Annotated in this window: 8 protein-coding genes; 1 reads left to right on the top strand and 7 read right to left on the bottom strand. The window is 64.6% G+C overall.

Annotated elements, in window-relative coordinates; all coding sequences use genetic code 11:
• From AC1DIX_RS25095 to AC1DIX_RS25125, 7 genes are all read right to left on the bottom strand, one after another.
• Positions 1 to 2851: glutamate synthase central domain-containing protein (locus AC1DIX_RS25095; RefSeq protein WP_477328081.1), on the bottom strand; the 2851-nt coding region annotated here is incomplete at its 3' end.
• A 209-nt stretch (positions 2852 to 3060) separates the two neighbouring features.
• Entirely contained in the window at positions 3061 to 3771 is a 711-nt protein-coding gene (locus AC1DIX_RS25100; protein WP_441935242.1) for a transposase, read from the bottom strand.
• 73 nt (positions 3772 to 3844) lie between these two features.
• On the bottom strand, positions 3845 to 4105 hold the full coding sequence (locus AC1DIX_RS25105) for a hypothetical protein (RefSeq protein ID WP_477328082.1): 261 nt from the start codon (positions 4103 to 4105) through the stop codon (positions 3845 to 3847).
• 40 nt (positions 4106 to 4145) lie between these two features.
• Positions 4146 to 4514, bottom strand: coding sequence for a hypothetical protein (locus AC1DIX_RS25110; RefSeq protein WP_477328083.1), 369 nt, complete (start codon positions 4512 to 4514; stop codon positions 4146 to 4148).
• 13 nt (positions 4515 to 4527) lie between these two features.
• The gene (locus tag AC1DIX_RS25115; protein WP_441935239.1) at positions 4528 to 5208 is read right to left on the bottom strand and encodes a response regulator transcription factor; all 681 of its coding nucleotides are present in this window, start codon (positions 5206 to 5208) and stop codon (positions 4528 to 4530) included.
• Between the two features lie 87 nt (positions 5209 to 5295).
• Positions 5296 to 6438 carry a PAS domain-containing sensor histidine kinase gene (locus AC1DIX_RS25120; protein ID WP_477328084.1) on the bottom strand — a complete coding sequence of 381 codons (1143 nt, stop codon included), beginning with the start codon at positions 6436 to 6438 and terminating at the stop codon, positions 5296 to 5298.
• Between the two features lie 155 nt (positions 6439 to 6593).
• Positions 6594 to 9704 carry a DEAD/DEAH box helicase gene (locus AC1DIX_RS25125; protein ID WP_477328085.1) on the bottom strand — a complete coding sequence of 1037 codons (3111 nt, stop codon included), beginning with the start codon at positions 9702 to 9704 and terminating at the stop codon, positions 6594 to 6596.
• 266 nt (positions 9705 to 9970) lie between these two features.
• On the opposite strand from AC1DIX_RS25125, the gene AC1DIX_RS25130 reads away from it, so the two are divergent.
• Positions 9971 to 12346, top strand: a complete 2376-nt coding sequence (locus AC1DIX_RS25130) for a Tex family protein (protein WP_477328086.1) — start codon at positions 9971 to 9973, stop codon at positions 12344 to 12346.
• Positions 12347 to 12368 lie beyond the last annotated feature (22 nt).

Here is a 12368-nt window from a genome sequence, read left to right on the forward strand (position 1 = left end):
AGGCCAGGGTCTCGCCCTTGGCGATCTTGATGCCCTTGAACTCGCCCATGTAGCGGCGCGGATCTTCGCCGCCTTCGCCGGTATTGCTCTTGCCGCCAATGCGGTTCATGGCGATGGCGAGCGTCGCGTGGGCTTCGGTCGAGATCGAACCGAGCGACATCGCACCGGTGGCGAAGCGCTTGACGATTTCCTTGGCCGGTTCGACTTCGCCCAGCGGGATCGCCTTGGCCGGGTCGATCTTGAATTCCATCAGGCCGCGCAGGGTCAGGTGACGCTTGCTCTGGTCGTTGATGATCTGGGCGTACTCTTTATAGGTGTTGAAGTTGTTGGCGCGGGTCGAGTGCTGCAGCTTGGCGATCGCGTCCGGAGTCCACAAGTGGTCTTCGCCGCGCACGCGGAAGGCGTATTCGCCGCCGACGTCCAGGCTGTTGGCCAGCACCGGGTCCTTGCCGAAGGCCAGGTGGTGCAGGCGCAGCGCTTCCTCGGCCACTTCGAACAGGCCGATGCCTTCCACCGTCGACGAGGTGCCGCGGAAGTATTTGTCGACCAGCGACTTGTTCAGGCCCACGGCTTCGAAGATCTGGSCRCCGCARTAGGACWKATAGGTCGAGATGCCCATCTTCGACATCACCTTCATCAGGCCCTTGCCGACCGCCTTGGTGTAGTTGTAGGTCGCGTCCTGCGGCGACATCGCCTTCGGCAGGTGGGCCGCCAGGTCGACCAGGGTCTCCAGCGCCAGGTAGGGGTGCACGGCTTCGGCGCCGTAGCCGGCCAGCAGGGCGAAGTGGTGGGTTTCGCGGGCCGAACCGGTTTCGACCACCAGGCCGGTCGAGGCGCGCAGGCCGCGCATCACCAGGTGCTGGTGGACGGCGGAGGTGGCCAGCAGGGCCGGGATCGCGACCTGCTCGGCCGACATCGCGCGGTCCGAGACGATCAGGATGTTGTGGCCGGACTTGACCGCGTCCACGGCTTCCGCGCACAGCGAGGCCAGCGAGGCTTCGATGCCTTCCTTGCCCCAGCTGGTCGGGTAGCAGATGTTCAGCTCATAGGACTTGAACTTGCCGCCGGTGTGCAGGCTGATCGAGCGCAGGCGCGCCATGTCGTCGAAACCGAGGATCGGCTGCGAGACTTCGAGGCGCATCGGCGGGTTCACGTTGTTCGTGTCCAGCAGGTTCGGCTTCGGGCCGATGAAGGACACCAGCGACATCACCATGCTTTCGCGGATCGGGTCGATCGGCGGGTTCGTCACCTGCGCAAACAGCTGCTTGAAGTAGGAGTACAGCGGCTTGAGCTTGTTCGACATCACCGCCAGCGGCGAGTCGTTGCCCATCGAGCCGGTGGCTTCCTCGCCCAGCACCGCCATCGGCGCCATCAGGAATTTCAGGTCTTCCTGGGTATAGCCGAAGGACTGCTGGCGGTCCAGCAGCGAGATCGCCGCCTTCTCTCCCTGGGCCGGCGTATCCTTCACGCGGCTGTGGGCGAGCTGGCTGTCGGTGACCTTGATTTCGTTGAGCTTGATGCGCACCGACTTGATCCAGGCTTTATACGGCTTGGCGTTCGAGTAGGTGTCCTTCAATTCCTTGTCGTCGATGATGCGGCCGGCTTCGAGGTCGATCAGGAACATCTTGCCCGGCTGGAGGCGCCATTTCTTGACGATGCGCGATTCCGGGATCGGCAGCACGCCGGACTCGGAAGCCATCACCACCAGGTCGTCGTCGGTGACGACGTAGCGCGCCGGACGCAGGCCGTTGCGGTCGAGGGTGCCGCCGATGTGGCGGCCGTCGGTGAAGGCCATCGCGGCCGGACCGTCCCACGGCTCCATCATCGCGGCGTGGTATTCGTAGAAGGCGCGGCGGTTCTCGTCCATGGTCGCATGGTTTTCCCACGCTTCCGGGATCATCATCATCATCGCCTGGGCTACGGGATAGCCGGCCATCACCAGCAGTTCGAGCGCGTTGTCGAAGCAGGCGGTGTCGGACTGGCCTTCATAGATCAGCGGGAACAGCTTGTTCAGGTCTTCACCCAGCACGGCCGACTTCATCATGCCTTCGCGGGCGCGGGTCCAGTTGAAGTTGCCCTTGACGGTGTTGATCTCGCCATTGTGGGCAATGAGGCGATACGGGTGGGCCAGCGGCCATTCCGGGAAGGTGTTGGTCGAGAAGCGCTGGTGCACSAGGGCCAGGGCCGAGACGCAGCGCGGATCCTGCAGGTCGCGGTAGTAGACGCCGACCTGGTCGGCCAGCAGCAGGCCCTTGTACACGACGGTACGGGCCGACATCGAGGGCACGAAGAATTCCTTGCCGTGGATGAGTTTCAGGGCCTGGATCGCGTGGCCGGACGATTTGCGGATCACGTACAGCTTGCGCTCGAGCGCATCGGTGACCATGACGTCGGGGCCGCGGCCGATGAAGATCTGGCGGATCACCGGTTCCTTGGCCCGCACGGTCGGCGACATCGGCATGGTCTCGTCGACCGGCACATTACGCCAGCCCAGCACGACCTGGCCTTCGGCACGTACGGCGCGTTCGATTTCCTGTTCGCAGGCGATGCGCGAGGCGTGTTCCTTCGGCAGGAAGATCATGCCGACGCCGTATTCGCCGGGCGGCGGCAGGTCGACGCCCTGCTTGCCCATCTCGTCTCGGTAGTACTGGTCGGGAATCTGGATCAGGATGCCGGCGCCGTCGCCCATCAGCGCATCGGCACCGACCGCACCGCGGTGGTCCAGGTTCTTCAGGATCAGCAGACCCTGTTCAATAATCGAATGACTCTTGTTGCCCTTGATGTGGGCGATGAAGCCGACGCCGCAGGCATCGTGTTCATTGGCGGGATCGTATAAACCTTGGGCAATCATGAGGGACTCCACGGCATTTTTGAAGAAGTGAAGGCCGAGAATAGAGCAGAGTCAAGTAAACATCAATCACAACAATTAGGGTCGGAGTCGAATTAAATTTGGAAAATTCTCCCCTCAAAATAAATAGGGACATAGTAATAACGGGGACACCAACGGCATCCACGATATCAAAATGCTTTTTAAATCAAGGGATTGCTGGAATAGAAGGCTCAGTCGAGCAGCTCTTCCGGCTGCCTGGTCTTGAAAGGGCGTCCACGCTTGGCTGGCAGAATCTGCCGTTTGGTCTTTTTTTCGAGCTCGGCCTTGAAGGCATAGGAGCCCACCGGCGCGCCCTTCGCCAGCGCGCCGCCGATCAGTTCCCCCTCCTCGCTGCCATAGCCCTGCCGTACCAGTTCGATGTAGGCGGCTTCGCGCTGGAAGGGCGTGTTGCCGAGTCCCCAGTACAGCATGTGGTCGGTGACCAGTGTATCGGACCGCAGGCCGGCGTGGTGGGCATAGCTGGACCAGCGGTAGTCGGCCGGTTCCGGCGCCAGCTGGGCGAGCACCGGCGCCAGCTCGAGGTAGCGGCTTGCGGCCAGCAGGTAGTGCGGGGCGTCGACCAGCGAGGTACGGAAGCGGCCCTGGAACAGCGTGCCCGAGCGGCCGTACTTGCTGTTGAACCAGGGAACGTAATGGCGGCCGACCTTCTGCATCATCAGCGCCAGGCCGTCTTCGTCCGCGGGCGTGGCCAGCAGGATGACGTGATTCGGCATCAGGACCCAGGCGTGGACCGCCACCTTGTACAGCCGCGCGCACTCCTTCAGCCAGTCGTGGAAGCGCTCCTGGTCTTCGTCGTCGCGGAAGATGGGCTGGTTGTCGTTGCCGCGCTGGAGGATCAGGTGGGGCTGGTTCGGCAGGATCAGGCGGGGTTGGCGGGCCATGGCATCATCGGAAATGAACTCTGTCCCCGATTATATCCGTGCGCACGAAAAAAGTGCATCACCATGTCCCCAATTATCGGATTTTCTTGAAAATGCCGTCGAAAGGCGGCTCCGGCCATACCAGGCGCCAGGTTTCGCGGCTCTGCAGGTGCAGATACCAGACCTCGACCAGCACGATGCTGCCATCGCCATCGCCGTGGCGGTAGGGAACGGCCACCGGCACCTGCCTGGCCAGCCCACCGCTGACCTGCCCGGTCATCCAGCGTTCGAAGCTGCGGAATTCGACCAGGCCGGTAAAACCGTCGACTTCTTCCCAGGGGCAGGGAAACTTCATGGCGGATTGCCTCCATGCGCGCGATCGACAGCCTAGGGTATCAGGGTCCGGTCAAGACGACCATGCAGTCGAGCCGGACCAATTTCCTGGCGCTGTCGAATTCGACGCGGACATCCTCGCGCCGGCTGACCAGGAAACCGGTTTCCCTGAGCCTCACGTACAGCCGGCGTGTATCGTCGGCGTCGTACCCCGGCAGCGGTTCGGGCGCCTCGTAGCGCAGCTTCCTGTGCTGGATTTCCTTCACGACCTCGGGATAAGGCATCCCCGGGCCGAGCGAGGCCATGAACTTTTCCGTCGAAGCGCTGCAAGTTGACGGATCGCCGTCAGCTTCCTGGTGCAGCGACTGCCAGGCCAGCAGCACGCCGGCGCCAGCCGCGCATGCAAGCAAGAGCCAGGCCTTGCGCCTCATGCGCTCGAGGGTTTCAGGCCAGCGTGAAACCGGCCGACAGGCTGTAGCCCTCGCCGTAGGCGCTGCGCAGCGGCAAGTCCTGGCCGAGGCCGGTGCGCGCCTTCTTGCGCAGGCGGTAGACCAGCATGTCGACGCGGCGGCTGGCATCCGGATCGTCGCCGCCCATGCCGGCCACGATCACCTGGCGCGGCACCGGCCGGGTATTGATGGTCAGCAGGTGCAGGAAATTGCATTCCTTTTCCGTCAGGTCGATGACCTTGCCCATCAGCTCGAGCTGGCGGGCGGACACGCGCAGCGTCCACTTGCTCGGCGCCGGGGGCGGCGCCGAGGGACGCACGCGGCGATCCAGCGCCTCGATGTGGGCAGCCAGCTCGGGGAACTTGATCGGCTTGGTGAGATAGTGGTCCGCCCCCAGGCGCAGGCCGAGGATGCGGTTGTCGAACGCGACCCGTCCGGTCAAGACCAGCAGGCCGATCTCCGGATACAGCTGGCGCATCCGCGGGATGACGTTGAACCCGTCTTCGTCCGGCAAGCCGAGGTCGAGCACCACCACGGCGGCGGGCGTGCGGGTCAGCGCCGCCCACATGTCGCCGGCGGTGGTCGCGATCGTGACGTCGTGGCCGAGCTCCGTGAGGAAGTCGGCCATGTCGCCGGCGTATTCGCCATTGTCTTCAACAATCAGTATTTGCGTCATGGGTTGGCCATGTCTTTATTCGTTTTCCCGGTCTCTCTCTGTTCGGGCGGCGATCCCGTAGGCCGTCCGATTATCACTGCTGGTCTGTCAGGAAGCAAGACCTTTCCCCGGCGCATCCTGTACCGGCAGCCACAGGCGGAATTCCGCCCCGCCTTGCGGCGCCGCCGCATGCTCCAGCGTGCCGCCGTGCACTTCGACGACGGAGCGCGCCATGTACAGGCCCAGGCCGCTGCCCGGCAGGCCGGCGGCATTGCTGCCGCGATAGCCCTTGTCGAAGATGCGCGGCAGGTCGGCCGGCGGCACGCCCGTCCCCGCATCGCGCAGCGCCAGCTCGACGCCGCTTTCCCTGCGCCGTCCCAGCACCGTCAGGGCTGCGTCGGCCGGCGTGTAGCGCAGCGCGTTCTCGAGCAAAATCTTCAGCGCCAGGCGCAGGCCGGCGGGTTCGCCGCGCAACTGGGCCGGCAGCTCGTCCACCTCCAGCGCCACCTTCCTGCCGGCCACGCGCGCCTGCGCCACCAGCTCTTCCAGCAGCAGGCGCGGCGCCACCGATTTCTCCTGGCGCTGGCGCCCCAGCGCCGCCATCCGTTCCGGCGACAGGTAGTCGTCCAGCATCGCGATCAGGCGGTCGGTTGCGGTCGCGATCTTGCGGTAGCGCTGGCGCGTCGGCTCGTCGGCTTTCGTATTGGTCGCTTCCAGCCGCTGGATGGCGCCGTCGATGGTCGACAGAGGCGTGCGGAACTCGTGGTTCAGCATGCTGGCGAAATGCTTCTGCTCGCGTTCGCGCTCGCGCCGCGCGGACTGGTCGCGCACCAGGCCGGCCAGCGCCTGCGCCCTGCCCGCCTCGTCCAGCAGCAGGGTCGAGATCACTTCCACCGGCACTTCGCGTCCATCCGGCCGCAGGATGTCGAACTCGCGCACCACGCGCAGGCGCGAACCGTCGCCAGCGGCAAAGCGGCGCAGGCGCTCCTGCAAGCCGGCGCACAAGGGTGCCAGCGGTCCCTCCTTATTAGTTAACAAATGTTCATGAACATCGAGAACGCAATAACCCAGCATTTCGTTGACGTTTGGACTGATATAGATCGGCAAGCCGCTCGCGCAATCGAGGATGAAGGCCAGGTCGCCGCCGAGTTCGGCAATGGTACGGAAGGCGTCGGCCGTCGCCAGGGTATTTACCGGCTCCGCACGGCCAGACAGAGGAAGGTGGGCGCTGCGGGCCATGGAACCCTTCACGAAAGTATGTTCAGTCGTGAAGTATAGTGCGCTGTTTAGTCATTTGTATAGAACGGTGACTCTAAGACGTTGCTTTTGAGTACCTACTCCGCATGAACGTCGTCCCCGCTTTCGCGGGGAGTCGTGTCGGGCCATGCCCGGCACGACGGCAACTTTTAGTCTTCTAAAGGCGCAAAAATCGCCTGCAGGTCTTCCTGCGTCAACGCCATCTTCTGCGATTCGCCTTCGGACAGGATCGACTGCGCCAGTTCCGACTTCTTCTGCTGCAGCAGCTGGATCTTCTCTTCCAGCGTGCCTTTCGCAATCAGCTTGTAGACGAACACCGGCTTGTCCTGGCCGATGCGCCAGGCACGGTCAGTGGCCTGGTTTTCGGCTGCCGGGTTCCACCACGGGTCGTAGTGGATCACGGTGTCGGCCGCAGTCAGGTTCAGGCCGACGCCGCCGGCCTTCAGGCTGATCAGGAAGATCGGCACCGCGCCCTGCTGGAAGGCGGCCACCTGGGCCGAGCGGTCGCGGGTTTCGCCGGTCAGCAGCGCATAGCGGATGCCGCGTGCTTCCAGCTCTTCCTCGATCAGGGCCAGCATACTGGTGAACTGCGAGAACACCAGGATCTTGCGGCCCTCGCCCAGCAGGTCGTCGATCATCTGCATCAGGTCGGTCAGCTTGGCCGATATCGCCGCCGTGTTCTTGCGCGACGGCATGGCTTTCACCAGGCGCGGGTCGCAGCAGACCTGGCGCAGTTTCAGCAGCGCTTCCAGGATCACGATCTGGCTGCGCGCCACGCCCTTGCGGTCGATCTCCTCGCGCACCTTCTTGTCCATTGCCAGGCGCACGGTCTCGTAGAGGTCGCGCTGCGGACCGCTGAGCTCGATGCGGCGGATCATCTCGGTTTTTTCCGGCAGTTCCTTGGCCACATGGTCCTTGGTGCGGCGCAGCAGGAAAGGCTTGATGCGGCGACTCAGCAGCGAGCGGCGCACCGGATCGTCCTGGCGTTCGATCGGATGGCGGAACTGGCTGTTGAAGGTCTTCTCGTCGCCGAGCAGGCCCGGCAGCAGGAAGTGGAACTGCGACCACAGCTCGCCCAGGTGATTTTCCAGCGGCGTACCGGACAGGCACAGGCGGTGGCGCGCGTTCAGCGAACCGGCCGTCTGTGCCGCCTTCGAGCGGGTGTTCTTGATGTAGTGCGATTCGTCCAGGATCACCAGGTGGTACTCGTGCTCGCGCAGCTTTTCCTCGTCGCGCGGCAGCAGGGCGTAGGTGGTCAGCACGATGTCGGCGCCGTCGATCTGGTCGAACAGCTCCATGCGTTCCTTGCCTTGCAGCAGCAGCACCTTCAGGCTGGGGGCGAAGCGCGCGGCTTCTTCCATCCAGTTCATCATGAGGCTGGTCGGCGCGATCACCAGCGCCGGGCTGGTCAGGCGGCCCGCTTCCTTTTCCGTCAGGATGTGGGCGATGGTCTGCACGGTTTTACCGAGGCCCATGTCGTCGGCCAGGATGCCGCCCAGGTCGTATTCGCGCAGGAACTGCATCCAGGCCAGACCGTCGAGCTGGTAGTCGCGCAGGGTCGCCCGCAGGCCTGTCGGCGCGTCGACCTTCTTGACCTTGCCGAACTGGCTCAGCTTGCGGCCGGTCTCGCGCAGGCGTTCGCCGCCGGTCCAGGTGAACTCTGCGCCGCGGGCCAGCTCTTCCAGGCGCGCCGCGTCCAGGGTCGACAGGCGCACCCTGGCCTTGATCTTGTCGTTGAAATACAGCTCGCCCAGGGTCGACAGGATGGGTTTCACGCGGCCCCAGGGCAGCGCCACGCGCAGGCCGTCGGGCAGGGTCGCCAGCATCTGGTCGGCTTCAAGGTGGGCGGCCAGCACTTCCGGATTGAAATCCAGCGGTGCGCTGCGGATCAGCTGGACCAGCACCGGCAGCAGCGGCACCCGCTTGCGGTTGACGACGATGCCCAGCTCCAGCTCGAACCAGGCGTTGCCGGCCTCGGCCGGCTCGTCGATGTCGGCATACCAGTCTTCGACCGGCACCACGTCGTAGCGGTACTTGGCCGATTTCTGCATCTGCCAGCCGAGATCGGCCAGGGATTCGAGGTCGTTGCCGGCAAAGCGCAGCCACTGCGCCTGGCCGTCCAGCAGCAGCGCCCCGGACAGCGAGCTCAGCGGCATCGTGGCCGGCTTGCGGAAGCCCATCTTGTTGAGGATGTCGAGCGCCTTCGCCTCGGCGGCTTCGTCGCGGGCGATGATCTCGGTGACGTCGCCGATCTGGCGCACCACGCGCTGGGCCGGGTCGAAGGAGATGCGCTGGCCGTCATAGTCGAAGGACAGGACGGCGAAGTCCTGCCAGCGCTGGCCATTGCCCTCGGCCACAGGAATCGCGTCCAGCAGCAGGTGGGGCACCGGCTTGACGTCGTCGCGCAGGCGCTGGGTGAGCGGCTGCGGCAACGGCATCAACTGTTGCAGGCCGTGCGCCAGCAGCAGCTGCGACACGCGCTTCTTGTCGTTGCCGCCCAGGGCCGGGGCTTGCGCCACCAGGGCCTGCAGCTCGGCCAGCGAGATGTCGATGCCGCCACGGTTCAGCTCGAGAGGACCGCAGGACAGGTTGTCGATGTACCACGGCGGATCGGTCGGCAGCATGTAGTCGACCAGGTCGGCGCCGGCGTGGGTCGCGCCCTTGGCCGGTTCCACCGACCAGCCGAGCTTGGCCGTACGACCCTCGTCGCGCCAGGCCAGGCTGGCCTTGCGCACAGGTCCCTGTTGCAAGGGATACAGCAGGCCATTGGTCATGTCGGACCAGGAATTCGCCCACAGCAGCTTGCCCTGCGCGAGCAATTGCTCCAGCAGGATGGCGCCCACCTTGCCCTTCGGCTCGGTGGCGCTGGTGCTCTGGTTCGACCCGCTGCGCATTGCAATAAAGAAACGAACTAGATCCTCGTCGTCGCCCTCCAGGTAAGCCGGCGGCGCCGACAGCAGGGAAAACACTTCGCCCACCGGGCTGGCCGCGGCCACGTCGCCGTTTGGACGCAGGCGCGCCTTGCACAGGCACACCGCGACGTGACGGCCGCCGCTGGTCGGGGCCATGACATAAACGAATTTGTACTGGACAGCTTTGGGGTCGGCGACTTCCGCGGTCAGCTTCGGCTGGGGATGTGCTGCCGCTTCGACCCTTTGCAGCCAGCTCAACACCGGGGCAGGCAGGGCCGGCGCGCGTGCTGGCGCTCGAGCCGGAGGTGCCTCGCTGGTGTCGTCGCGATGAAGATCAACTGTGTGCATGGGTCTCACGAGTCTGTATGAAAAAAAACAACAACCGATATTATCCTTCATGCGGTCCGTTCTGTTTTGTTCGGAATCGCACCTTGCCAAGAAATCTTTACCGGCCGAAAGAAAGCAAAAGAGAGAAAAGTTACACTCTTCCGCGGGTTTACACCACCCCTACACGAACGAGCACGGCCAATAATTCGGTGGGCAACAACTGTCAAGACTGGCGCATCCGTCGCGTTTGCGTATCATTGCCCGTCTGACTCACTGATTTCCATACCATGCTGCCTTCGATCGAACAACGCCTCGCCCAAGAACTGTCCGCCAAACCGGTCCAGGTGGCTGCTGCCGTCGCCCTGCTCGACGAAGGTGCCACCGTCCCCTTCATCGCCCGCTACCGCAAGGAAGCCACCGGCGGCCTCGACGACATCCAGTTGCGCCTGCTGGAAGAGCGCCTGCGCTACCTGCGCGAGCTGGAAGACCGCCGCGCCGCGGTGATCGCCTCGATTACCGAGCAGAACAAGATGACGCCGGAACTGCTCGACGCCATCACCCATGCGGAAGACAAGACCCGCCTGGAAGACCTCTACCTGCCCTACAAGCAGAAGCGCCGCACCAAGGCCCAGATCGCGATCGAAGCCGGCCTGGCCCCGCTGGCCGATTCCCTGCTGGCCGACCCGTCGCAGAATCCGGACGAAGTGGCTGCCCGCTATGTCCGCGAAGCCTTCGTCAATGCCGACGGCGTCAACAATCCCGGCGTGGCGGACACCAAGGCGGCGCTGGACGGCGCGCGCCAGATCCTGATGGAGCGCTTCGCCGAAGATGCCGAACTGCTGCAGTCGCTGCGCGAATACGTGCAGGAACATGGTGTGGTCGAATCGAAAGTCGTCGAGGGCAAGCAGGAAGAAGGCGAGAAGTTCGCCGACTACTTCGATTACGCGGAACCGTTGTCGACCGTCCCCTCGCACCGCGCGCTGGCGCTGATGCGCGGCCGCCGCGAAGGCATCCTGGACGTCACCCTGCGCCTCGACAGCGAAGAAGAAAAGCCGAAATGGGACGCCCCGCACAATCCCTGCGAGAGCCGGATCGCGGCCCGCTTCGGCATCAAGGGCGCCGGCCGTCCGGCCGACAAATGGCTGCTCGACACCGCGCGCTGGACCTGGCGCGTGAAGAGCTTCATGTACATCGAGACCGAGCTGATGGGTCTGCTGCGCGAAAAGGCGGAGAGCGATGCCATCCACGTCTTCGCGCGCAACCTGAAGGATCTGCTGCTGGCGGCGCCGGCCGGTCCGCGCGCCACCATGGGCCTGGACCCGGGCCTGCGCACCGGCGTGAAAGTGGCCGTGGTCGACGCCACCGGCAAGGTGGTCGATACCGCCACCATCTACCCGCACGCGCCGCGCAACGACTGGGACGGCTCGCTGCACGTGCTGGGCCAGCTGGCCGCGAAGCACGATGTGTCCCTGGTCTCGATCGGCAACGGCACCGCTTCGCGCGAGACCGATAAGCTGGCCCAGGACCTGATCAAGCAGCGTCCGGAACTGAAACTGACGAAAATCGTGGTGTCGGAAGCGGGCGCCTCGGTGTATTCGGCCTCGGAATTCGCGTCGCGCGAGCTGCCGGAGCTGGACGTCTCGCTGCGCGGCGCGGTCTCGATCGCGCGCCGCCTGCAGGATCCGCTGGCGGAACTCGTGAAAATCGACCCGAAATCGATCGGCGTCGGCCAGTACCAGCACGACGTCTCCCAGACCCAGCTGGCGCGCCAGCTCGACGCCGTGGTCGAGGATTGCGTGAATGCGGTGGGCGTGGACGTCAACACGGCCTCGGCGCCGCTGCTGGCGCGCGTATCCGGCTTATCAAGCAGCGTGGCCCAGAGCATCGTCACCTACCGCGACATGAAGGGCGCCTTCGCCTCGCGCGTAGCGCTGAAGAACGTGCCGCGCCTGGGCGATAAAACCTTCGAGCAGGCGGCCGGCTTCCTGCGCGTGATGAACGGCGATAATCCGCTGGACGCCTCGGCGGTGCACCCGGAGTCGTATCCGGTGGTCGAAAAGATCCTGGCCGACATCAAGCGCGACATCAAGAGCGTGATCGGCGACGGCTCGCTGGTCAAGACCCTGAACCCGGCCAGGTACGCGGACGAGAAGTTCGGCGTGCCGACCGTCAGCGACATCCTGAAGGAACTGGAAAAGCCGGGCCGCGACCCGCGTCCGGAATTCACCACCGCCACCTTCAAGGAGGGCGTCGAAGAGATCTCGGACCTGCGCCCGGACATGATCCTGGAAGGCGTGGTGACCAACGTCGCCGCCTTCGGCGCCTTCGTCGACATCGGCGTGCACCAGGACGGCCTGGTGCATATCTCGGCCCTGTCGAACACCTTCGTCAAGGATCCGCACACGGTGGTGAAGGCCGGCCAGGTGGTGAAAGTGAAAGTGCTGGAAGTCGACGTCAAGCGCAAGCGTATCGCGCTGACCATGCGCCTGTCGGATTCCGCACCGCAGGCGGGCTCGCAGCCGCAGCAGCGCGGCGACCGCGACGACCGCAAGCGCCTGGCTGATCATCAAAATAAGCACCAGCGCGATAACCAGCGCCAGGACCGTTCTTCCCCACCGGCCGGCGGCGCGATGGCGGCGGCGTTTGCCAAGCTGAAGAAGTAAGCTGCCCGTGTTCGCCATCACG

It is taken from the genome of Massilia sp. 05N420, from assembly GCF_056397205.1.

Excerpts from the sequence above, each read along its gene's own strand:
- AC1DIX_RS25100 (WP_441935242.1), bottom strand. The coding sequence starts at position 3,771 with ATGGCCCGCCAACCCCGCCTGATCCTGCCGAACCAGCCCCACCTGATC.
- AC1DIX_RS25105 (WP_477328082.1), bottom strand. The coding sequence starts at position 4,105 with ATGAAGTTTCCCTGCCCCTGGGAAGAAGTCGACGGTTTTACCGGCCTG.
- AC1DIX_RS25110 (WP_477328083.1), bottom strand. The coding sequence starts at position 4,514 with ATGAGGCGCAAGGCCTGGCTCTTGCTTGCATGCGCGGCTGGCGCCGGC.
- AC1DIX_RS25115 (WP_441935239.1), bottom strand. The coding sequence starts at position 5,208 with ATGACGCAAATACTGATTGTTGAAGACAATGGCGAATACGCCGGCGAC.
- AC1DIX_RS25125 (WP_477328085.1), bottom strand. The coding sequence starts at position 9,704 with ATGCACACAGTTGATCTTCATCGCGACGACACCAGCGAGGCACCTCCG.
- AC1DIX_RS25130 (WP_477328086.1), top strand. The coding sequence starts at position 9,971 with ATGCTGCCTTCGATCGAACAACGCCTCGCCCAAGAACTGTCCGCCAAA.